At 65.5% G+C, this 21,631-nt stretch carries 16 protein-coding genes; 8 read left to right on the forward strand and 8 right to left on the reverse strand.

The window, feature by feature from the left end:
• Positions 1-234: 234 nt before the first annotated feature.
• The 3 genes from glsA to NYR55_RS14050 form a co-directional block, all read right to left on the reverse strand.
• Positions 235-1,146 carry a glutaminase A gene (gene glsA / locus NYR55_RS14040; RefSeq protein ID WP_260022174.1) on the reverse strand — a complete coding sequence of 304 codons (912 nt, stop codon included), beginning with the start codon at positions 1,144-1,146 and terminating at the stop codon, positions 235-237.
• Positions 1,147-1,219: 73 nt separating this feature from the next.
• Positions 1,220-4,678 (reverse strand): transcription-repair coupling factor, encoded by a 3,459-nt coding sequence (gene mfd / locus NYR55_RS14045; protein ID WP_260022175.1) that lies wholly within the window; start codon positions 4,676-4,678, stop codon positions 1,220-1,222.
• 44 nt (positions 4,679-4,722) lie between these two features.
• Positions 4,723-4,989 (reverse strand): succinate dehydrogenase assembly factor 2, encoded by a 267-nt coding sequence (locus tag NYR55_RS14050; protein WP_260022176.1) that lies wholly within the window; start codon positions 4,987-4,989, stop codon positions 4,723-4,725.
• A 78-nt stretch (positions 4,990-5,067) separates the two neighbouring features.
• Between NYR55_RS14050 and recG the strand changes: the two genes are divergently transcribed.
• From recG to NYR55_RS14085, 7 genes are all read left to right on the forward strand, one after another.
• Positions 5,068-7,131 carry an ATP-dependent DNA helicase RecG gene (gene recG, locus NYR55_RS14055; RefSeq protein WP_260022177.1) on the forward strand — a complete coding sequence of 688 codons (2,064 nt, stop codon included), beginning with the start codon at positions 5,068-5,070 and terminating at the stop codon, positions 7,129-7,131.
• A gap of 206 nt (positions 7,132-7,337) precedes the next feature.
• Positions 7,338-11,105, forward strand: coding sequence for a TonB-dependent receptor (locus NYR55_RS14060; RefSeq protein ID WP_260022178.1), 3,768 nt, complete (start codon positions 7,338-7,340; stop codon positions 11,103-11,105).
• 91 nt (positions 11,106-11,196) lie between these two features.
• Positions 11,197-11,610 (forward strand): DUF6491 family protein, encoded by a 414-nt coding sequence (locus tag NYR55_RS14065; RefSeq protein ID WP_260022179.1) that lies wholly within the window; start codon positions 11,197-11,199, stop codon positions 11,608-11,610.
• A gap of 25 nt (positions 11,611-11,635) precedes the next feature.
• A complete protein-coding gene (locus NYR55_RS14070; RefSeq protein ID WP_260022180.1) occupies positions 11,636-12,406 on the forward strand; it encodes a hypothetical protein in 771 nt (256 codons plus the stop codon).
• Positions 12,403-13,347: an aldo/keto reductase gene (locus tag NYR55_RS14075; RefSeq protein WP_260022181.1), complete on the forward strand. Its 945-nt coding sequence runs from the start codon at positions 12,403-12,405 to the stop codon at positions 13,345-13,347. The genes NYR55_RS14070 and NYR55_RS14075 overlap by 4 nt, the downstream gene beginning before the upstream one ends.
• Positions 13,348-13,545: 198 nt before the next feature.
• Positions 13,546-15,417, forward strand: a complete 1,872-nt coding sequence (locus tag NYR55_RS14080) for a rhamnogalacturonan lyase (RefSeq protein WP_279338868.1) — start codon at positions 13,546-13,548, stop codon at positions 15,415-15,417.
• Positions 15,418-15,420: 3 nt separating this feature from the next.
• Complete coding sequence (locus NYR55_RS14085; protein ID WP_260022182.1) at positions 15,421-15,909, forward strand: hypothetical protein; 489 nt, start codon at positions 15,421-15,423, stop codon at positions 15,907-15,909.
• Between the two features lie 28 nt (positions 15,910-15,937).
• Here NYR55_RS14085 and NYR55_RS14090 read toward each other — a convergent pair whose 3' ends face one another.
• The 4 genes from NYR55_RS14090 to NYR55_RS14105 form a co-directional block, all read right to left on the reverse strand.
• Complete coding sequence (locus NYR55_RS14090; protein WP_260022183.1) at positions 15,938-16,747, reverse strand: IclR family transcriptional regulator; 810 nt, start codon at positions 16,745-16,747, stop codon at positions 15,938-15,940.
• Between the two features lie 83 nt (positions 16,748-16,830).
• A complete protein-coding gene (gene kduD, locus NYR55_RS14095; RefSeq protein WP_260022184.1) occupies positions 16,831-17,601 on the reverse strand; it encodes a 2-dehydro-3-deoxy-D-gluconate 5-dehydrogenase KduD in 771 nt (256 codons plus the stop codon).
• Positions 17,602-17,677: 76 nt separating this feature from the next.
• A complete protein-coding gene (locus tag NYR55_RS14100; protein ID WP_260022185.1) occupies positions 17,678-18,334 on the reverse strand; it encodes an RpiB/LacA/LacB family sugar-phosphate isomerase in 657 nt (218 codons plus the stop codon).
• Between the two features lie 38 nt (positions 18,335-18,372).
• The gene (locus NYR55_RS14105) at positions 18,373-19,143 is read right to left on the reverse strand and encodes a rhamnogalacturonan acetylesterase (protein WP_260022186.1); all 771 of its coding nucleotides are present in this window, start codon (positions 19,141-19,143) and stop codon (positions 18,373-18,375) included.
• 71 nt (positions 19,144-19,214) lie between these two features.
• On the opposite strand from NYR55_RS14105, the gene NYR55_RS14110 reads away from it, so the two are divergent.
• Entirely contained in the window at positions 19,215-20,405 is a 1,191-nt protein-coding gene (locus NYR55_RS14110) for a glycoside hydrolase family 43 protein (protein ID WP_260022188.1), read from the forward strand.
• A 7-nt stretch (positions 20,406-20,412) separates the two neighbouring features.
• On the opposite strand, the gene NYR55_RS14115 is transcribed toward NYR55_RS14110, so the two are convergent.
• The gene (locus tag NYR55_RS14115) at positions 20,413-21,615 is read right to left on the reverse strand and encodes an SGNH/GDSL hydrolase family protein (protein ID WP_260022190.1); all 1,203 of its coding nucleotides are present in this window, start codon (positions 21,613-21,615) and stop codon (positions 20,413-20,415) included.
• Positions 21,616-21,631 lie beyond the last annotated feature (16 nt).

Consider the following 21,631-nt stretch of genomic DNA (forward strand, 5'->3'; position numbering starts at 1 on the left):
GGGCGGTGAAGGGCAATGGGCGAATGTTTTCAGCGGATGAAGGGTGGGTATCGGCGTTGACAGGTCGGTTGACAGTTTGGACACTTTGTACGGGTTTTCAGGCGGTCGGTTGACCCTGGCCCCGACCCTGCTGGATCGGGACGGCAAAGCCCAGCCGCCCCCGGACCCTAACCGAGGGGCGGGCGTGTAGGACAGGGCAGAGCGGGTTTGCGGCGGGCGGCCGGTGAGCGCGGTTCAGTCGCGCGGCGGACCGAACACCGACCAGCCGGTGCGGTGGCCGAGCATTTCCAGCGCCCGCACGCCGAGGATCGAGTTGCCATGCTGATCCAGATTGGGCGACCAGACCGCGATGGAGGCGATTTCCGGCGCGATGGCCAGGATGCCGCCGCCGACCCCGCTTTTGGCAGGCAGGCCGACCCGGACGGCGAAGTCGCCCGACCCGTCATAATGGCCACAGGTCATCATCAGCGCCAGCACGGTCCGGTTCTGCCGCGCGCGGGCCAGCGCGTGGTCGCCATCGCGAGGCAGGCGGGTGTGCGTCAGGAACCGGCCCGCAGCGGCAAGACCGCGACAGTCCAGCGTCAGCGCACATTGCCGGGCATAGAGATCAAGGACGCGATCGATCGGCTGCTCGATATTGTCGTGATGCTTCATGAAACTGAGCATCGCCCGGTTGAGGTCGCCGTCGCTGGTCAGCACATCCTGGTTCAGATCGACGGCCAAGTCGCCAACGGCATCGCGGACCAGCATTTCCACCGGGTTTCCATCGCCCGCATCCGCCGCCAGCATGTCGCACACGACAAGCGCGCCCGCGTTGATGAACGGGTTGCGCGGGATGCCGCCGGTTCGTTCAAGGTCGATCACCGAATTGAACGGATCGCCCGACGGTTCGCGGCCCACCCGCTTGAACACCGCATCACCGCAGCGCTGCAACGCCAGATCGAGGGCGAACACCTTGGAAATGCTTTGAATGGGAAAAGGCTGATCGAACGCCCCGGCGGTGAGGATGGCACCGTCCATTGCCACGGCAATCCCGATGGGGCCGGGCTGCGCCTCCACATCCTTGCGATCGGCCGCGGCCTCGATGATCGCGGCGTCGCGCTGAATTTCGGCAATGATGTCGGCGAGGATGGGTTCGATCTGCATCGGTGCCTAACGACCGATGCAGCGATCCGATCCGGCATCCCGGTCGATCGGCGGCGATAGCGGCAGGCCGGGTTCAGCCCGCCGCTTTCGCCAGGCCCCGGCTGAGTTGCAGGGCGCCGTTGAGCCGTTGTTCGGGGGTGGCCCAGGCGCGGGTGATGACGAGTTTCATGTCCGGGCGCAGTTTTGCCGTGCCCTCCAGCTTGGCGACATAGGCGAGCAGCCCTTCGACATTCGGGAATTTGTCGTCGTGGAAGCTGACCAGTGCGCCCTTTGGCCCGACATCGAGTTTGGCGATGCTGGCGCGCTTGGCGTTCAGCTTGGCCTCGATCAGTTTGAGGAGGTTGTCGGTTGCGGGGGGCAGCTTGCCGAAGCGGTCGATCAGTTCGGCGGCAAACCCCTCGATCCCGCGCTTGTCCTCCACCTCGTTCAGGCGGCGATACAGGCCCATGCGCAGGTCGAGATCGGGCACGAATTCCTCTGGAATCATGATTGGTGCATCGACGGTGATCTGCGGCGAGAATTCCTTTGGCCGATCCTCACGCAGGCCGCCGGCGCGGGCGTCGAGGATCGCTTCCTCCAGCATCGACTGATAGAGTTCGTAGCCGACCTCGCGGATATGGCCCGACTGTTCGTCGCCGAGCAGGTTGCCCGCGCCGCGAATGTCGAGATCGTGGCTGGCAAGCTGGAACCCAGCGCCCAGCCCTTCGAGATCGGAGAGTACCTTGAGCCGCTTTTCGGCGGTTTCGGTCATCATCCGCTCGGGCGGGGTGGTGAAATAGGCATAGGCGCGGGTTTTCGACCGGCCCACGCGGCCGCGCAGCTGATAGAGCTGAGCCAGGCCGAACTTGTCCGCGCGGTTGATGATCAGCGTGTTGGCCGACGGAATGTCGAGGCCGCTTTCCACGATGGTGGTGGAGACGAGCAGATCGGCCTTTCGGTCGTAGAAGTCGCTCATCCGCTCCTCGACCTCGCTTGGCGCCATCTGGCCGTGCGCGACGATGTAGCGGATTTCGGGGACTTCGGTGCGCAGATACTCCTCGATTTCGGGCAAGTCGGCGATGCGGGGCGTGACGAAATAGGCCTGTCCGCCGCGATAATGCTCGCGCAGCAACGCCTCGCGCACCACGACGGGGTCCCAGGGCATGACATAGGTGCGCACCGCCAGGCGATCGACCGGCGGCGTCTGGATGACCGAAAGCTCGCGCAGGCCCGACATCGCCATCTGAAGCGTGCGGGGAATGGGCGTGGCGGTGAGGGTGAGGACATGGACATCGGTCTTCAGCGCCTTTAGCCGTTCCTTGTGCGTCACGCCGAACCGCTGTTCCTCGTCCACGATGACGAGGCCGAGGCGCTTGAACTCGATCCCCTTGGCGAGCAGGGCGTGGGTGCCGACGACCAGATCGATCTGACCCGCGGCCAGCCCCTCCTTGGTCGCCTTTGCCTCTGCAGTGCCGACCAGGCGGGACAGACGGCCGATTTCGATGGGGAACCCCTCAAACCGCGCCTTGAAATTCTGATAATGCTGGCGGGCGAGGAGGGTGGTGGGACAGATGACCGCGACCTGCATTCCGGCCATCGCCGCGACGAAGGCGGCGCGCAGCGCAACCTCTGTCTTGCCGAACCCGACATCGCCGACGACCAGCCGGTCCATCGGGCGGCCGGCGGCCAGATCGTCGATCACCTCGGCAATGGCGCGGTCCTGATCGTCGGTTTCCTCATAGGGAAAGCGATCGACAAAGGCGGGATAGCCGCCGGGGTCGGGCTGCATCACCTCGGCCGGGCGCAGCGCGCGCTTGGCGGCGGTGGCGATGAGTTCGCCCGCGATTTCGCGGATGCGCTCCTTCATCCGCGCCTTGCGCCGCTGCCACGCCTCACCGCCCAGCCGGTCGAGCGCCGCGCCCTCTTCGCTGGCACCGAAGCGGGAGAGGACTTCGAGATTTTCTACCGGAACATAGAGCTTGTCGCCGCCGGCATAGGTCAGTGCCACGCAGTCGTGCGGCGCGCGCTGCACCGGGATCTGGGTCAGCCCGTCATACCGGCCGATGCCGTGATCGACATGGACGACAAGGTCGCCGGGGGTGAGCGTGGCCAGTTCGTTGAGGAAGGCGTCGGTCGATTTCTTGCGCTTGCGACGGCGGACGAGGCGGTCGCCCAGCATGTCCTGTTCGGTCAGGACCGCCACGTCCGGCGTGGTATAGCCATGGTCGAGCGGCAGGACGATCAGCGACACCGCCTTGTTGGCCGCGCCCATCGCCTGTTGCCAGCTGTCGACCATCGCGATCTGAACCAGGCCGTGATCGGCGAGCAGCCCCTTCAGCCGTTCCCGCGCGCCTTCGGAATAGCTGGCGAGGATGGGGCGCTTGCCCGAGGCGCGCAGGGCGTCGAGATGGGCGACCACCGCCTCATAGACATTCTGCCCGCCCGCGCGTTCGGGGGCGAAATCGCGCGCGCCGTCGACGCCGAAATCGATGACGGCATCGCTTTCCGGTTCATGGAACGGCGTCGCCAGATGCGCCCGGGCCGCATTGGTGCGTTCCGCCCATTCGTCGGTGAGCAGATAGAGCATCGTCGGCGCAAGCGGGCGGTAGCTGCCCGGATCCTTGGTCTGTGCCCGGATGCGGTTGGCGTGATAGTCGATCACCGCCTCGATCCGCTGTTCCGCGGCGGCGGGGACGCCGGGATCGCGCACGACCACGGCGTCGGCGGGAAGGTGGTCGAACAGCGTTTCCAGCTTTTCCTCGAACAGCGGGAGCCAGTGTTCCATGCCCGCCAGGCGGCGGCCGTCGCTGATCGCCTGATACAGGGGATCGCCGGTGGCAGTCGCGCCGAACCGGTCGCGGTATCCGGCTCGGAAGCGTTTCACGCTATCCTCGTCGAGCAGCGCCTCTGACGCGGGCAGCAGGGTGAAGCCGTCGAGGCGGCCGGTCGTCCGCTGATCCTCGGTCGAGAAGGTGCGGACCGTCTCGATCTCGTCCCCGAAGAAGTCGAGGCGAAGCGGCTGTTCCGCGCCGGAGGGGTAGAGATCAACGAGGCCGCCGCGCACCGCAAACTCGCCCGCGTCATGCACCGTATCGACGCGGTTATAGCCATTGGCGGCCAGGAGCTTGACCAGCCGGTCGGTCGAAATCCGCTCACCCGAGGCGAGGCGGGCGACAAGCTGGCGGATGCGGAAGCGGGTCAGCGTGCGCTGGGCAGCGGCATTGGCGGTGGTGACGATCAGGCGAGGTCCGCGCGGTTTCTGTTGCAGCTGATGCAGCGCGGCGAGCCGTTCCGACATGATGCGTAGCGTCGGGCTGGCGCGGTCATAGGGCAGGCAGTCCCAGGCCGGAAAGGCGATCACCTCAAGCTCCGGCGCAAAGACCGGCGCGGTGGCGGCGACCGCGCGCATCATCGCTTCGTCCGGCGCGATATAGACCGCGCCGCCATTGGCCGCCCGCGCAAGGTCGGCCAGCAGCGAGGGCAGGAAGCCGGCGGGCACCCCGGCAAGCGTCAGCGGCCGGGATGCGCGGAGGATCGTCGACAGGTCGGGCATGAATTCTCGATCAGGCGGCGCCGGGGCCGGCACCTGGGAATGGGTCAGTCGGGCAGCTTCACGAAATCGAGCCGGCGGATCGCATCGAACATGCCCCCCGCATAGCGGGGCGGAACGGGCGCAACGCCAAGGGCCCAGGCCATGATGTCGACATCCTGTTCCTCCATCAGTTCCTCGAACAGGGCGATCTCCGCCTCGCCCCATGTCGCATGGGCCGCATCGAAAAAGCCGCCGATCATCAGGTCGGCCTCTTTGGTGCCGCGATGCCAGGCACGGAACTTCAGTCGCTTCAGGCGGGTCTCGCGGTCCATGGGCGTCATGTTCTCCATAGGCGATTGACCGGCGACGCTGGAATGCGCCGTCGGCTGGGGCTAGGGAGGCAGATAGTCATGCGACCCGACCTGCTCAATCCATTGTTCGCGGAAATCACCGCGCTGAAGGGCGTCGGCCCCGGACTGGCCAAGCCGCTGGAGCGGCTGGGGCTGGCGCGGGTGGTCGATATGGCGTTCCACCTGCCGACCGGATGGATCGACCGGCTGCCGCGCGAGGAACTGGACGCAGCCGATGCCGGGCGGGTGATCGCCATCACGCTGGTGCCGGTGGATTACCGGGTGTCGGCCGGGCGCGGGCCGACGCGGGTCCATGCACAGGACGCGCGCGGCAACATCGTCTCCCTCGTCTATTTCGGCGGATCGAGCGGATGGGTGAAGAAGTTGCTGCCCATCGGCGAGGCGCGCCGCGTTTCGGGCAAGCTGGAAACCTATGGCCAGGAATTGCAGATCATTCACCCGGACCATGTCCTGTCGCTGGACGAGGCGGACGGGCTGGCCGAGCGGGAGGCGGTCTATCCCCTGTCCGAAGGGGTGACGTCGAAACGGCTGGCGGGTTTTGCCGAACAGGCGGTGGCGCGCGCCCCCGTGCTGCCCGAATGGATCGAGCCGGGGTTGAAGGCCGCTCGCGGCTGGCCCGACTGGCGCCATGCGCTGACCCGCATCCATGCCGATCCCGCCGATGCGAAGGCGCGCGAGCGGCTGGCCTATGACGAGGTGTTCGCCAATCAGCTGGCGCTGGCGCTGGTGCGGGGCGAGGCGCGGTCGAAGCGGGGCAAGCCGTTGATGGGCGACGGGTCGCTGCGGGCGCGGCTGAACCTGCCCTATTCGCCGACAGGCGCGCAGGCGCGGACGATCCGCGAGATCGAGGGCGACATGGCGCAGGACCGGCCGATGCTGCGCCTGCTGCAGGGCGATGTCGGATCGGGCAAGACGCTGGTCGCGGCCATGGCGTTGCTGATCGCGGCAGAGGCGGGGGCGCAGGGCGCGCTGCTGGCGCCGACCGAAATCCTGGCGCGGCAGCATTATGAAACGCTGTCCCGGTTGCTGGCGCCCACCGGCGTCACCGTTGCGGTGCTGACCGGGCGGGACAAGGGGCGGGCGCGCGAATCGACGCTGATGGGCCTGTCCGACGGGTCGATCCAGATCCTGATCGGGACGCACGCCATTTTCCAGGAGGCGGTCAGCTATCGCGACCTTGGGCTGGTGGTGGTGGACGAACAGCACCGGTTCGGGGTGGCGCAGCGCATGATGTTGCAGGCCAAGGCGCAGCGGCCGCCGCACCTGCTGGTCATGACCGCGACGCCCATTCCGCGCACGCTGACGCTGGCCAATTATGGCGAGATGGATGTGAGCCGCCTCGATGAGATGCCGCCGGGGCGCGAGCCGATTGAAACGCGCGTGGTGTCCGAGGACCGGCTGGCCGAGGTGGTCGAGGGGCTGGCGCGGCATCTGGCCGGCGGGGGGCAGGCATATTGGGTCTGTCCGCTGGTCGAGGAATCCGAAAAATCCGATCTGGCGGCAGCAGAGGCGCGGGCGGAATCGCTGCGTATCCGGCTGGGCGATGCGGCAGTCGCGCTGGTCCATGGCCGGATGAAGCCGCCGGAGAAGGACGCGCAGATGGCGCGGTTTCAGTCGGCACAGGCGGGCGTGCTGGTGGCGACGACGGTGATCGAGGTTGGCGTGGATGTGCCCAACGCGACCCTGATCATCATCGAGCATGCCGACCGGTTCGGCCTAGCCCAGCTGCACCAGCTGCGCGGGCGCGTGGGCCGGGGCGGGGGCAAGTCGATCTGTCTGCTGCTGCGCGGCGGGCAGCTGAGCGAAACGGCGCGGGCTCGGCTGGCGCTGATGCGCGAGACGAATGACGGGTTTCGCATTGCCGAGGAGGACCTGCGCCTGCGCGGAGCCGGCGAGCTGCTCGGCACGCGCCAGTCGGGCGATATGGCGTTCCGGCTGGCCAGTCCGGACCAGATGGCGGAACTGCTGCCCGCCGCCAATCAGGACGCGCGGCTGCTGATCGACCGGGATGGCGGACTGTCCGGCGAGCGGGGGCAGGCAGCGCGGCTGGCGCTGTATCTGTTCGAGCGGGATGCGGCGGTGGCGCTCCTTAGATCCGGCTGATTGCCGGGATCATTTCGGCACTGTCAGCTTCTGTTCAGTTTGTCCGATAATTGGGCATTTCCGTTCTTGCGTCCCCGAAAAACTCTGCTAGTTTTACATCATAGACCACTGTTCCACATAACGGGAAGAATAGTGGCGCGGCTGGGGGGGATGCGGCGAACCGGGCTCTCCTGCTGGTGAAAACGAGCGATAGGGGGAGGAGTCTGATGAGTCGGGCCAAGCTGTACAATCGAGGATTTTCTGCCAGCGCGTCGCATGGCGTGATCGCCGCGGCGATGCTGATGGCACTTGCTGGCCCGGCCTATGCCCATGCCGATCCCGAACCGAGCGATGCTGCCATAGGCGATACCCCGCTAAGCGATGCCGAGCTGGCGGCCGCTGTCGGCATGGTGATGATTGCCCAGGAGACGACCGATGCGGATCAGGGCGAAATCCTGGTCGTCGGTTCGCGCGCCAGCCAGCAGTCGGCGAACGAGCGCAAGCGCAATGCCCGGACCGCGACCGATTCCATCGTCGCCGACGATATCGGCTCCTTCCCCGACCGCAACGTGGCAGAAGCCGTTTCCCGCCTTCCCGGTGTGGCGCTGGCCCGTAACGATTTCGGCGAAGGCGAAAGCGTCGCGGTGCGCGGGAACGGCCCCGACCTGACCCGCGTGGAACTGGACGGCGTCGGTGTGAGCAGCGCGTCAGGTGCCGCCATCAATGCCGACGCCGGTCGCAGTGCCGATCTGCGCGAACTGCCGGCAGAACTGGTCAAGAGCATCGACGTGGTCAAGGGCTCGACCGCTGACCAGACCGAGGGGTCGCTGGGCGGCGGTATTCAGATCAAGACGCGCAATGCGCTGGATTTCAGAAAGCCGTTTTACCAGTTTTCCGGTGGCTTTCAGCAGAACTCGCTGACTGGCGATTGGACGCCCAATTTCAACAGCATCCTTACGCGCAAGTTCTTTGACGGCCGCGTTGGTGTTCTTGTCAGTGCGAACTATAATAAGATTCAGAACATCAATCACGGTTATCAGAATACCACGAGCGGCACGGCCGGCTATCATCGCCGGATCGACTTCGACAATTCCCCGGAAAAGACGTTTGTCTACAATCTTGATACCCTGACCGGCGATGCCGCCGATCAGGTGTTTGCCAATTCCACCGAAACGCCCCGCTCGCTGCTGACCAAGTCAATTGCTGCACAATCGAAGGCGGACTGTTTCGCTGCGTTCCCCAACCTGCCGACCGGGTCATCGAACCAGCGGGGGCAGCGTGTGCTCGAATTGCAAAGCTGCCTTAATCAGTGGAATGATTACACGCCGTCGCTGATCCGCAATTTCATGAACGAGCAGAACGACGAACGGGTCGCGATCGATGCGCGTATCGATTTTCGTGCAACGGACAACCTGCTGTTCTATGCCAAGACAACGATCAGCCGGCGGGATGTGGAAGATCAGAACCGCAGCCGCAATCCGGTTCAGACCGTTGTTCTGAATCCAGCCGGCACATTCCTGCTGAGCAATGACGGAACCAACAGCACGGCCCCTGCGCAGCGAACCGTAAACCCCAATGGCCCCGCCGGCTATTACCTGTATGACGGGGTCAATACGGTTACGCAGAACAGGCGGAACCCGAACAGCACGGCAAACCCGCAGCCGCTACTGGGCAACCAGAATTACATGGCGCTGGGTAACGTGGTTGGCATTGTGCCGAACAGCGTCGTCGTGGATGCGTTGCACAACGTGACGCAGATGACCACGACCAACAATGTGGTGAATATCGACCAGATCCAGGGTCGCAACAAAACCGATACCTATTTCTACCAAGGCGGTCTGGAATGGCGTTCCGAAAGGGTCGACATCGACGCATTCGCAGGCATGTCGAGCTCAACCGGCTCGCGCGCCGACCAGCGGACAAACCGTTCCTACGCGTATGGCGATGCCACCATCACGCTGCAGCCCAACGGCCTCTGGGATATCGATTTCCCGGATGCCTATGATGAGAGCAATATCGCCAATTTCGTTCAGTTGCGTGCGCCCACCTGCATCGGAAGCGGTACCGCACCTACCTGCATTGGCCAGAATGCGGTTGCCGCGGCCTTCGGCACTCCGGCTTCACCGGCCTACACCGTCGGGCAGATGCCGCTGGTGACACCGAATTTCCAGGTCCAGTTTTCGCCATTCCTGGCCGAGATCGAGGAGCGACTGGCAAAGGCGGACGTAACGTATCGGACGGATGGGCTCTTGCCGTTCATCACCCGGGTGAAGGTTGGTGCGCAGTATCGCAGCAATTCTACCGACCGATGGGCAGGCGGTGGCTACAATGTCCGCGATGCTGTTGGTACATTCGGGACCGCGGGATATGTTCCGCCTGTGGTTGTGCCGACGGCCAACGTCCGTGGGCAGTTGCGGGCATGCCAGCCAACTGCCACGTCGACCCTGTCGTGCAATTACGGCTTCGTTCCCTTCACTCAACCGCTGAACAGTCGGTCGGGCGTGGATACCGTTACCCCGGAGGAGCTGACGCGGCTGTTTACCTCGTCGCTGGAAGACCTTGGTGCAGAGTATTTCGGTGATCTGCCCAACCGGGGCAATCTGCCGCCGGCATGGACGGGTATCCTGACCGATCAGCTGTTCTCGCAGCTTGGCGCTGCACAGTTCATCAACTTTGATTGCGTCAAAGTTTGCACGGGTAGCGACGGCAACCAGTATGAGCAGCCACTCACACGTACCCGGGAAGAAATCCGCAACGTGTATGCCATGTTAGATTTCGAGCAGAAGCTGCCATGGGGGCTGGAATTCGACGGCAATATCGGCCTGCGCGGCGTGTTCACAAAGGTTGAGGGTACTGGCGTCTTCGTTCTGCGCAACATTCGCACGACGGCGGCATTTGATCCCAACAATCCCACTGCCGCAGCAGGGATCGTGACCACGATTGCTCGCGAGAATACGACGATTTCCAACAACACGACGGATTGGCTGCCGTCGGTCAACCTGAACCTGTGGGCGTTCGATCGGTCCCTTGTTTTCCGCGCTTATGGCGGCAAGACGGTCGCGCGGCCGCCGGTCAGCCGGCTGCTGGCAAGCGGCGAGTGCACGATTGACGAACGGACCATATTGTCCAGCCCCGGAGACGGCGAAGATCTGTTCGCCTGTCCCGGACGCGTTGGTAATCCCGGTCTCAGCCCATTTACCGCGTGGAACTATAACTACTCGCTGGAATGGTATCCCAACCGGGACACGGTGCTGTCCGCGACTTACGGCAAGCTTGACGTACAGATCGGATCGCCGATCGGTGTCACGGTTACCGGCAGCCCGTTCAGCGGCTCAGATCTTGTCGACCAGTTGACTGGCCGACCGATTTCCGAGCTCCAGTTCACCTATCCGACCTTTGCCGATGGTCCGGGCTACAAGCGGGATATCTGGGAATTCCAGGCGAAAACTGCGTTCACGTTCCTGCCGTGGTTCCTGAAATATACCGGTGCCGATGTGAACGTTTCGGTGCTCAGTTCAGTGGCCACCACCGGTCAGCAGGATCCGCTGTCGGGCGACGTGCTGCCTCCGCCGGATCAGTCGCGCCTGTTTACGAACGCGTCGCTGTGGTACGACGATGGCAAGCTGAATATCCGCGTTGCCTATCAGAAGCGGACCGAGCGGTTCACGTTCGTCACGCCGGGCGGCGGCACCGGGGATCAGCCGGATATCAATTATCCGGGCCAGCAATGGGGCAATGTCCGCCTGGTCGCGCCTGGATACAATCCTGGCGTTGCCCGGTACATTGATGCGACGACGTTCATCGACGCGAAGATTGCGTACAACATCAACAATGCCATCCAGGTGTTTGTCGAGGGACGCAACCTGACCCGGGAAGCGCAGACGGCATCAACGGGCGACTATCTGCCCTTTGAAGATGGTACGCCGCGTATCCTTCAACTCGGTTATGGCGGTCGCCGCATTCTGGCGGGCTTCCGTCTGCGGTACGGCCAGTAATCCCCCCCGACTGCCCCGCTTCAGGTGACTGAAGCGGGGTTTTTCCTGTACGCAGGCGGCCATGAGCGGGGCGGCAATGAAGGAGAGTGTCATGCGCAGTGCAGCCGTCTTTCCCCTGGTCGCCGGGCTGGTCATGCTGGCGGGATGCGCGCCGCAGGCCGGGCCGCAGAGCGCGGGCAAAGGCGCGGGGGCGGATGCGGGCAAGCAGTGTTTCTTCATCAGCCAGATCACCAGTTTCAATCCCGTTTCGCCCGACCGGGTGATCGTCAATTTCGCGCAATATGAAAGCTGGGAACTGGAACTGGCGCCCGGATGTCCGGACGTCGATTGGACGTTGCAGATCGGTGTCGATGCGCGCGGGCGGACGCGGGTGTGCAATGGCAACGAGATTGCGCTGACCGTCCCATATCCCGGAACGGGCGCACGGCGTTGCCCGGTGCGGTCGTTCCGCAAGCTGTCGGACGAAGAGGCGGCAGCGGCCCGGGGCCAGACGCCGCGCAATTGATGGACAGCCGAACATCGGCGGCGATATGCCGGATGCCGTGCTGAACCATGCCAGTTCCCTGTCCGCCGGTCAGTGCCGCGACCTGTTGTTCGGCGGCGGGGCGGAGGCGTGCATCATCGACCGGCCGGTGCTGGCTGAGGCGCACTATCGTCCGCTGATCGAGGCGCTGGCCCGCGGTCCCGGTTTCCGGATGAGCCTGAACAGCGAAGCCCCGGCCAAGGCGCTGGAGAGGTTGGTTGGGCAATTGTTTCCGGCATCGGCGCTGGGCGATGCTGTCGCGGCGCTGGCCGGGGAGATCGATCGGCTGGCCGACCGGGTCGGCGAGATTGCGGGCGGGCGGCCGATGGTGGTCCTGCGCACCTATTTCGCGCCGGGCGACCTGGTGTGGCACGTCGACCGGATGCCGGGGCAGCGATCCGTGCGGCTGGTGTGGCCCATCGGTCGGCCGGGCGGGATGCAGGTGACGCCGCACGCCAATGTCGATCAGCCGATCTATGCCGCGTTCATGCGGCGCGAATTTCCGCTGCTGTGCCGGCTGGACGATCATGTCGAAAAGCGCGGGGGATCGCTGGAGCGGCTGTGGGCCTATCGCCCGGAACAAGTGCGGATGATGCAGACGGGGGCGTTTCCCTTTATCCGCGATCCTGCCGCCGTGGCGACGGTGCCGGTCGGCGCGGCGAGCCTGCACCGGGTCGAGACGATAGGCTGGCCGGGCTGTCTGCATCGGTCGGACTGGTGCAATCGGGATCAGCCGGGCGTGCAGATCGTCATCACCGCCAGCGACAGCGACGCATGATGGAGGCGCGGCCGCTGGGCAGGACAGGCGTCGCCGTATCGCCCATCGCGTTCGGGACAGCGCGCTGGCATCGCGGCGGTGCCGGCGATCTGTCGCCCGTGCTGGCCCATGCGGTCGATCGCGGGATATCGGCCATCGAGATGGAACTGGGCGACGATGCCCTGAACGCCGCGATTGGCGGGGTGCTGGCCGGGGCGGGCAGGCGGGGCAGGGCGCAGCTGGTCTGTCGCCTGCGCCCGGCATTGCCGATTGCGCTGCCATCGCACCACCTGTCCGCCGATCAGCTGTGGCCAGCGGCCGGGATCGTGGATCAGGTCGATGCCGCGCTGCTGGAGACGGGGGTCGAGCGGCTGGCGGCGGTGCATGTCCCCGAATGGTGTGCGGAATGGCTGGACGAGGGGGAATGGGCCGGGGCGCTGACCGCACTGGTCGATGCGGGCAAGATCGCGGGGTTCGGCGTGGCGGCGTTCGACCATGATCCCGACGCAATGGCATCGGCCATCGCGTCCGGGCGGATCCAGGGCGTTCAGTCGATGCTGAACCTGTTCGATCAGCGGGTGGCCGCGATGCTGCCCGCACTGGTCCAGCGCGGCCTGTGGATGGTCGCGCGGATGCCGTTTTATGCGGGCGGACTGTTGCCAGGCCATCCGGCGATGCGGGGGGAGCGCCCCTTTGCCGATGCCCGCGATATCAGCCTGTATCCGCAGCATCGGGATGAATGCCGCCAGCGGGCGGCGCGGATCGCAGCGGCATGGCCCGCCTTTGCGGCCGATCCGGCGGGATCAATGATCCGGCACCAGCTGGCGATGCCGGGGATCAGCACCATCGCCATCGGCCTGTCCACGTGCGGGCAGGTGGACGCCGCCATCGCCAGCGCGGCAGCCGGCCCGGTGGCGATGCCGCCCGCGCCTTTGCTGGCCGAGGCGAACTGGCTGGGTTGAGCCGCGGTCGCGGGAGCGGGACGGGCATTACGGCAAGCGGTTTCGCCCACCAGAACCCGGCAATCCGGCCGTCCGGTTGCCTTACGGTTCGGATACCTTCTTTTGCCGGGACAAAGCCCTTGCAAGGGCCACACTATGAAATAGCATCCCACATTAAGGATATCGATTCGAGCGATATCCGGTGTTGGGAGAGGTAGAATGCTGAAATCTTTACGCCCGTCGGGGCGAACGATGCTGCGCGCGTTCATCATGGTTTCGGCATTGCCTGCCGCATTTGCCGCCATCCCCGCCGCTCATGCACAACGCCAGATCGAGACGCTGAACCGCGGGCTTGTGGTCGTGCCCGCGCAGGGCGGCGGCAATCTGGTCAACTGGCGGCTGTTGTCGACGGACAACGGCGCCATCGGGTTTAATGTCTATCGCGGGTCGACCCTGCTGAACGCCGCACCGATCACCGACCGGACCAATTTCGTGGATGCCGGCGGCACGGCCAGTTCGACCTATACCGTCCGCACCGTGCTGAACGGCACGCTGGGCAGCCCGACGCCGGCAGCTTCCGTGTGGGCGGGCGGATTCCTGTCCGTGCCGTTGCAGGTGCCGGCGGGCGGCACGGTGAACGGTTCCGCCTATACCTATACCGCCAATGACGCGAGCGTCGGCGATCTGGACGGCGATGGTCAGTACGAGATCGTGCTGAAGTGGGAGCCGACCAATGCCAAGGACAACAGCCAGTCCGGCTATACCGGCCCGGTGCTGATCGATGCCTATCGCCTGAACGGCACGCGGTTGTGGCGCATCGACCTGGGCCGGAACATCCGCGCGGGCGCGCATTACACGCAGTTCATGGTCTATGACTTTGACGGCGACGGCCGGGCAGAGGTCATGATGAAGACCGCCGACGGCACGCGCGCCGGGAACAATGTGGTGATCGGCAATGCCAGTGCCGATCATCGCAACACGAGCGGCTATGTGCTGGCCGGGCCGGAATTCCTGACCGTGTTCAATGGTCAGACGGGCGCGGCGATGGCGACGATCAACTATAACCCGCCGCGCCATCCGACGACGCAGAACCCGACATCGGCACAGCTGAACACCGTGTGGGGCGATGGCTATGGCAACCGGGTCGACCGGTTCCTGGCCGGTGTCGCCTATCTGGACGGCACGCGGCCGACGGCGATCTTTTCGCGCGGCTATTATACCCGCACGGCGATCTGGGCGGTGGATTGGCGCAACGGTCAGCTGACCCAGCGCTGGTATTTCGACAGCGACAGCGCGGGCAGCCAGTATCGCGGACAGGGCAACCACAACCTGTCCATCGCCGATGTCGACAATGACGGGCGGGACGAGATCGTGTTCGGCGCGATGGCAATCAACGACAATGGCCAGCCGCTGTGGAATTCGAACCTGAAACATGGCGATGCGATGCACGTATCCGACCTGATCCCGTCGCGGGCGGGCCTGGAAAAGTTCGGCGCGCACGAGGACATCAATTCCAACGGCAATATCGGGTCGGCGATGCTGGACGCGCGGACGGGCGCCGTCATCTGGAGCACATCGGCCACGTCGGATACCGGGCGCGGGGTCGCCATGGATATCGATCCGCGCCATCCCGGCGCAGAGGCATGGGCGTCGAACAACACCAACCTGTACAGTGCCACCGGGACCGTGATCGGCGCACGGCCCTCGGCGATCAATCACGCGATCTGGTGGGACGGCGATCTGCTGCGCGAAATCCATGATCGCGGCGTGATCGACAAATGGAACTGGACCACGGCCACGACCACCCGGCTGCTGACCCCCAGCGGCACCACGTCGATCAACGGGACCAAGGCCAATCCGTCGCTGACCGCCGATATCCTGGGCGATTGGCGGGAGGAGCTGATCCTGCCGACGAGCGACAGCACGGCGCTGCGCATCTATGCCACGCCCTATTCGACGACGGTGCGCCTGAAGACGTTGATGCACGATCCGGTCTATCGCCTGGGCGTCGCGTGGCAGAATGTCGCGTATAACCAGCCGCCGCACACCAGTTACTTTCTGGGCGACGGCGCGAACCTGAGCGGGCGATAAGGCATGATGCAGCACCGATCGGTCCGCCGGTTGGGGGCGGCGGGGGCGATTGCCGGGCTGGGCCTGGCAATCGTCCTAGCCATGCCGATGCTGACCGACGATCCGCCGCCGGGGGAGATGACCGCGCCTGACGCGCCGAGCGTGGTTCAGCCCGTGGCCGTCGCCCCTGAGACGGCCGATGCCCCGGCCCCGCTGTTGTCGCCGCCACAGGCGCCGGTAATCCGGGACGCCGTGCCGGCATCGCCCGCGCGGCTTTATGGACGGTGGGTGGGCGATGGGCAGGTGCTGACCATCTCGCCGCTATCCGGTGCGGCCTTTGCCGTGACGGTCGAGCGCGACGGGGCGCAGCAGACCTATGACGCGACGCTGCGCGACGGGCGGTTGCAGGTGACGATGGGCATCGACAGCGAATGGCTGCAACTGGCGGGCGGCGATGGCGACCGCCCCTGCCTGATGCTGGGCACCCGCCAGCGGTTCTGCCGCGCGGAATAGAGGCCCCGCCCAGCGGCTGCCGGGCGGATCAGTCGGCGGGGTTCGTCACGACGGGACGCCAGCCCAGGGCCATGCTGATTTCCGCTGCAGTGATGCGGACCTTTTCGGCAAGATCGCGCATCACGTCGTCGGTCAGGTAATGGGCCGCGCTGGCGATGCTGAGCGCGATCACGATCTGGCCATTGGCATCCCGCACCGGTGCCGCGATCGAACGGACGCCGTCCCCGGCCTCGCTTTCATGCAGGACGATGCCCCGGCGGCGATGCTCGCCCATCGAGGCGAGCCAGGCGCTTACCTGTGCCTTGTCCGCCTTGGGCTGACTCTGGCGGAAGAGCTTTTCAAGGATGGCCGCATCCTCGTCGAGCAATAGCGCCTTGCCAAGGCCGGTTTCGGAGATGAACCGCTTGTCCCCCGGCGAGGTGGCGACGCGCAGCCGCTGACGCCCGGTGACGCGTTCCAGATGGCGGCTATGGTCATCCTCCCGCTTGCCGACAAAGACGCAAAAGCCGGTTTGCTGCGATAGTTGTTCCATGAACGGGCGGGCGACGGCGACATAATCGATCTGCATCGACACCAGCGTGCCGAGATGCAGCAGCTTTGGCCCCAGCGCATAGCCGTCGCGGGTGAGGCTGAGATAATCGCGCGATTTCAGCGCCTGAACCAGCCGGTGGGTGGTCGTCTTGCTGAGTGCCAGTTTCTTGGACAGGTCGACCGCCTTAACCGGGCCCATGATCACCTGATCCAGGATGTCGAGCGCGCGCATCAGCGTCTGCGCGCCCTTTGCCTCATTGCCCTTTGTCGCATCCGCTGCGGCAGTCGCCACCAGTTCCTGTTCCATCGCCCGTCTTTCGCGTCTCAGCCAGTCCCGGAATATGGGACAGGGTTCTATCACTCATTGGCACGTTCCAAATCGTGAAACAACTACCGAGCCAGCCACCCGCCATCGACGGCGAGGATATGGCCCTGGACATATCGGGCGGCGGGGGAGGCGAGGAACACGGCGGCGCCGCCAAGGTCGGAGGGATCGCCCCATCGCCCGGCGGGGATGCGCTCCAGGATCTGGCGGTTGCGGGTTTCGTCCGCCTGAAGCGCGGCGGTGTTGTTGGTGGCGATGTATCCGGGCGCGATGGCGTTGACCGTGATGCCCTTCGATGCCCATTCGCAGGCGAGCAGCTTGGTCAGGCCGCCAATGCCGGATTTGGACGCGGTATAGCTGGGCACGCGGATGCCGCCCTGGAAGGTCAGCATCGAGGCGATGTTGATGATGCTGCCGCCGCCGCCTTCCCGTTCATGGCGTGGGATCATGTGCCGGGCGGCGGCCTGGCACAGGAAGAACACGGATTTGAGGTTGGTGTCGACCACCGCATCCCAGTCCGCCTCGGTAAAATCGATGCTGTCGGCGCGGCGGATGATCCCGGCATTGTTGACCAGGATGTGCAGCCCGCCCAGCTTCTCCACGGTCTCGTCCACAACCCTGCCCACAGGTTCGATGCTGGACAGGTCCGCGCTGATGATCGCGGCCCGGCGGCCAAGCGCGGTCACCTGCTCGGCCGTCTCGGTCGCGGGCGTGCGCCCGATCAGCGCGACATCCGCGCCAGCCGCAGCCAGCGCCAGCGCAATGCCCTGGCCGATGCCGGTATTGGCGCCCGTGATCGCCGCAACGCGGCCGCTAAGGTCAAAGGGATGGGTCATGGCAGGGGCAAAGGCTCCGTATCCGGCCGGGACGCGCGCCCGCGCCCCGCCGGTCAAGGGGATCAGGATGCGGGGATCAGGAAAGCGCCGGCTCTGCGGCCAGCACTTGCTTGAGGTAATCGCTGATCGCCGCGTCAGTGGCGTTGGCGAAGAAGTATTCCTGGAACCGCTCGCCCGCGATCGTGGCGCGCAGCAGGTCCTGATCGACATTCTTCAGCACGGTCAGCATGTCATTGCAGGTCACCGCCTTCAGATCCTTCAGGATGCCGCGGTTCTTGCGCATGATCTCGGCCCGCTCGCGCGGATAGCCAAGGCCGCGCTCGCCATCGAACAGCTTGGCATAGACATCGCGCAGGTTCAGTTCGGCCGCCCAGCCGAACCCCTTGGAATAGGGCATCGAGATCGCGTTGCCGTCATTGATCTGACCGAACAGGAACGCATCAGTCGGATCGATCACTAGGCCGCAGAACACCCCCGGCATCGAATTGGCCGCCAGCATCGACCCCATGCCCGTGCCGCAACCGGTCACCACGAAATCCGCCGCACCGCTGTTCAGCAGGATGCCCGCCAGCAACCCGTTCATCACATAGGTCAGCGACGCCTTATCCTCCGGCGCGTACATGCCGTAATGAAACACCTCGTGCCCGAAACCGCCCGCAACCTCGCTCAGCGCCTCATGCACCACACCACTCTTCGCCGCCTGGCTGTTCTCAATGATCAATGCGATCTTCATGTCCGATGGTCCTTTTCGGGTTAATTTTGTTCGGGGGATCAGCGTGCGGGCGTGCAGTCGCGGTTGCCCGCCGCCGTGTCGATGGTCAGGCCGGACCGGTCGGCGCGCACCGCCTTGCCGACCGGCAGGTTCAGGCGGACCAGTTCGCCCGCGACCAGATCGGCGACGTGCCGGGCGCCGAGTTCGCTGAAATGCGTATCGTCCGAAATCCCCTTGGGATAGGCGGGCTGTCCGTCCTGAGGCGTGTAATGCAGGAAAAACGGCTTGGCCTTTTCCGCGCCGGTGCGGGTCAGCCAGTCGCGCGACAGCTTGCCCAGATCGAGCAGCACGGTGCCGGTTTCCTGAGCGACGCTTTTGGCGACCGAGGCATATTCCGCGAAGTCCGCCTTTGCCGTGCCGTCCGGGTTGAACGAGCGGCGGGCGACGGGGGTGAGGAGGACCGGCGTGCCGCCCCTGGCCCGGACGTCCGTGACGAAGCGGGTCAGGTTGACGCGATAGTCGGTGGCGGCGGCGGCATAGCGTTCCGGCCGGTTGCGGCTGGCATCGTTATGGCCGAACTGGATCAGCACGGTGTCGCCCGGCTGAATATCGGCGATCAGTTTTTCCCAGCGCCCTTCGCTGATGAAGGTGCGCGTGCTCCGCCCGCCAATGGCGCGGTTTTCGACTTTCACCCCGTCCAGCGCACAGGGCAGCATCTGGCCCCAGCCGGTCTGCGGATAGGAACGGTCGGGATAGTTGGACGCGGTGGAATCGCTGGCGATGAACACCGTCTGCCCCAGGGCAGCGGCCGCGATCAGCACTGACAGCATCGACTTCTCCCGCAAACGGCAATTCAAACACAATTCCGAATTGCCCTTATTGTGGAATATCGTATCACATAATGGAAAGTCGAAACAAGGTGGACCAGGACGGGATGATGCACAAGGCGCTGGCATGGACAACTTCTGTGGCTGTGGCGGCGGCGGCACTGGTCGGTGCCGGTGCGATGCCGCTCGGCCCGTTGCAGGCGCAATCGACGGTTCGTGCGCTGGTCCCGGCGCTGCCCCCGTCGATCCCGCCTGCGCCCGCCGATGCGCCGTTGATGCTGCCGCAGATGCACCTGCACGATCCCTTCATCGTCGCGGACGCGGCCAGCAAGACCTATTATCTGTTCACCCGCAACGAACAGGCGATGACGGGTGATCCCCGGCTGGGCACCATGGTCTATACCAGCCGAGACCTGCGGCACTGGACGTTGCCGCGGGTCGTGTTCGCGCTGCCCGCAACGGGCACCTGGGCGAAGCAGGGCAGCTGGGCGCCGGAGGTTCATTCCTGGCGCGGCAAATATTACCTGTTCACGACATTTCACGACGACGCGGCGAAACTGGGCAAGGCCGGAGTGCGCGACACCTATCGCCGGGGCACCGTGCTGGCCGTCGCGGACAAGCTGGACGGTCCCTATACCCTGCTCGACAAGGGCGAGCCGATCGCGCCCGCCGATCTGATGACGCTGGACGGGACGCTGCACGTCGAGCCGGATGGCAGGCCGTGGTATGTCTATGCCCATGAATGGTGGCAGACGACGGTGGGCACCATCGCTGCCCTGCCGCTGGACGAGAATCTGCGCCGGGCGGGCGAGCCGACGACGCTGTTCCGCGCCGACGAGGCCGCATGGGCGCGGGGGCAGCGGCAGGCGGACGGCAGCACGGTGTGGGTGACGGACGGGCCGGAGCTGTTCCGCACCAAGGCCGGAACGTTGCTGATGTTGTGGTCCAGCTATGGCGAGCGCGGCTATGTGCAGGCGCTGGCGCGGTCGAAATCGGGCACGATCCAGGGGCCGTGGGAACAGCTGGGGCCGCTGGTCAAGCGGGACAGCGGGCACGGGATGCTGTTCCGCGCGTTCGACGGTCGGCTGATGATGGTGCTGCACCGCCCGTTCACCTATGCGCTGGGCAAGCTGTACGAGATGCGCGACACCGGCAATGCGGTCGAGGTGATCCGGGAGGCGACGGAGCTGGACCTGGAGGGATATCCGACCCATCCGTGCGTGCCGCGCCGGTCGCCCACCGGCTATTCCCAGATCGATTGTTAAGCGATGGTCAGCGCAGCAGCCTGAGGTCCACTGCGCCTGCCATTGCGGCAAATCCGGCGTCGTTGGGATGGAGCGCGTCGCCGCCATCGAATGCCTTTGCGATGCGCAGCGGGTCGGCGGGATCGCGGATGGCCCGGTCGAAATCGGCAATGCCGTCCGATTCCCGCTGGGTGCGGATCCAGTCGTTGACGCGGGCGCGCACGGCCTCGCCTTCCTCGCTCCAATAGCCTGCGCCCTTATAGGGCAGGATGGTCGCCAGGATCACCTTGACCCCATGCTGGCGAGCGCGGGCGATCATCTGACGATAGGCGCCGATCAGCGCCTCCGGCGTCGGCAGCGGCTTTTTGTCGCGGGTGGCGGTGCCGATATCGTTCACCCCTTCCAGCACGATGACATGGCTGACGCCCGGCACGGCGAGCACATCGCGGTCGAACCGGCCAAGCGCGCTGATCCCCGTGCCATCGGCAAGCAGGCGGTTGCCGCCGATGCCCATATTGGCGACCGCGACACTGGTCATGCCGCCCTTGCGAAGCCGGTCGGCAAGCTGATCCGGATAGCGGGTATCGGCATCCACCGTCGCGCGTGCGCCATCGGTGATCGAATCGCCAAAGGCGACGACGGTCCGCGCCGGGCGGCGGGTTTCGACATCGACGCCGGTGATCATGATGCGCTGACCAAAGCGCGTGGTGTCGCTCATCACGACGGCATCGGTCTGATCCCCGCGCGCGATCCAGGCATTGGCGGCGGCGTGGCCGTGGACGGTCGCGCGCTGACCCCCGTCGGGCAGGTGGATGCTGATGGTCAGCCGCTGGCCGGGCTTGACCGCCATGGCGACGGGATCGCTGATGACGGGCGCGTGCCCGGCCATCACGACGCCGCCCTGGCCGGCAAAGGTGACAATGCGGCTGCTGCCCGGCACGATGCGGCCATCGGGTTTGGAAAGGGCGATGCGGACCGCGCCCACGCGGATCGCGTCCTCGCTCTCCTCATTGCTCAGGCGGATGCGCAGCCGGTCGCCGCCGCTGCTGATCCGGACGACCTGACGCACCGTGCGGTCGGTCAGGTCGGGCAGGGCGCGTTCCGTTCCAGGACGCTGGGCCGCGAGCGGGGCGGCAGCCCAGGTGCGGACCCAGTTCTGCGCGCTGGCCGGCATGGCGGATGACAGGGCGAGCGACAGGGCGAGGGGCGTGAGCAGGAGACGGTTCATCATCGGATGGTCCATTGAT

Source organism: Sphingomonas sp. BGYR3 (genome assembly GCF_025153455.1).
In the GTDB taxonomy this organism is placed as follows: domain Bacteria; phylum Pseudomonadota; class Alphaproteobacteria; order Sphingomonadales; family Sphingomonadaceae; genus Sphingomonas.

What these genes read in the sequence shown, in the direction of transcription:
- glsA (WP_260022174.1), bottom strand. Translation starts at nt 1,146, where the DNA reads ATGCAGATCGAACCCATCCTCGCCGACATCATTGCCGAAATTCAGCGC.
- mfd (WP_260022175.1), bottom strand. Translation starts at nt 4,678, where the DNA reads ATGCCCGACCTGTCGACGATCCTCCGCGCATCCCGGCCGCTGACGCTT.
- NYR55_RS14050 (WP_260022176.1), bottom strand. Translation starts at nt 4,989, where the DNA reads ATGGACCGCGAGACCCGCCTGAAGCGACTGAAGTTCCGTGCCTGGCAT.
- recG (WP_260022177.1), top strand. Translation starts at nt 5,068, where the DNA reads ATGCGACCCGACCTGCTCAATCCATTGTTCGCGGAAATCACCGCGCTG.
- NYR55_RS14060 (WP_260022178.1), top strand. Translation starts at nt 7,338, where the DNA reads ATGAGTCGGGCCAAGCTGTACAATCGAGGATTTTCTGCCAGCGCGTCG.
- NYR55_RS14065 (WP_260022179.1), top strand. Translation starts at nt 11,197, where the DNA reads ATGCGCAGTGCAGCCGTCTTTCCCCTGGTCGCCGGGCTGGTCATGCTG.
- NYR55_RS14070 (WP_260022180.1), top strand. Translation starts at nt 11,636, where the DNA reads ATGCCGGATGCCGTGCTGAACCATGCCAGTTCCCTGTCCGCCGGTCAG.
- NYR55_RS14075 (WP_260022181.1), top strand. Translation starts at nt 12,403, where the DNA reads ATGATGGAGGCGCGGCCGCTGGGCAGGACAGGCGTCGCCGTATCGCCC.
- NYR55_RS14080 (WP_279338868.1), top strand. Translation starts at nt 13,546, where the DNA reads ATGCTGAAATCTTTACGCCCGTCGGGGCGAACGATGCTGCGCGCGTTC.
- NYR55_RS14085 (WP_260022182.1), top strand. Translation starts at nt 15,421, where the DNA reads ATGATGCAGCACCGATCGGTCCGCCGGTTGGGGGCGGCGGGGGCGATT.
- NYR55_RS14090 (WP_260022183.1), bottom strand. Translation starts at nt 16,747, where the DNA reads ATGGAACAGGAACTGGTGGCGACTGCCGCAGCGGATGCGACAAAGGGC.
- kduD (WP_260022184.1), bottom strand. Translation starts at nt 17,601, where the DNA reads ATGACCCATCCCTTTGACCTTAGCGGCCGCGTTGCGGCGATCACGGGC.
- NYR55_RS14100 (WP_260022185.1), bottom strand. Translation starts at nt 18,334, where the DNA reads ATGAAGATCGCATTGATCATTGAGAACAGCCAGGCGGCGAAGAGTGGT.
- NYR55_RS14105 (WP_260022186.1), bottom strand. Translation starts at nt 19,143, where the DNA reads ATGCTGTCAGTGCTGATCGCGGCCGCTGCCCTGGGGCAGACGGTGTTC.
- NYR55_RS14110 (WP_260022188.1), top strand. Translation starts at nt 19,215, where the DNA reads ATGGAAAGTCGAAACAAGGTGGACCAGGACGGGATGATGCACAAGGCG.
- NYR55_RS14115 (WP_260022190.1), bottom strand. Translation starts at nt 21,615, where the DNA reads ATGATGAACCGTCTCCTGCTCACGCCCCTCGCCCTGTCGCTCGCCCTG.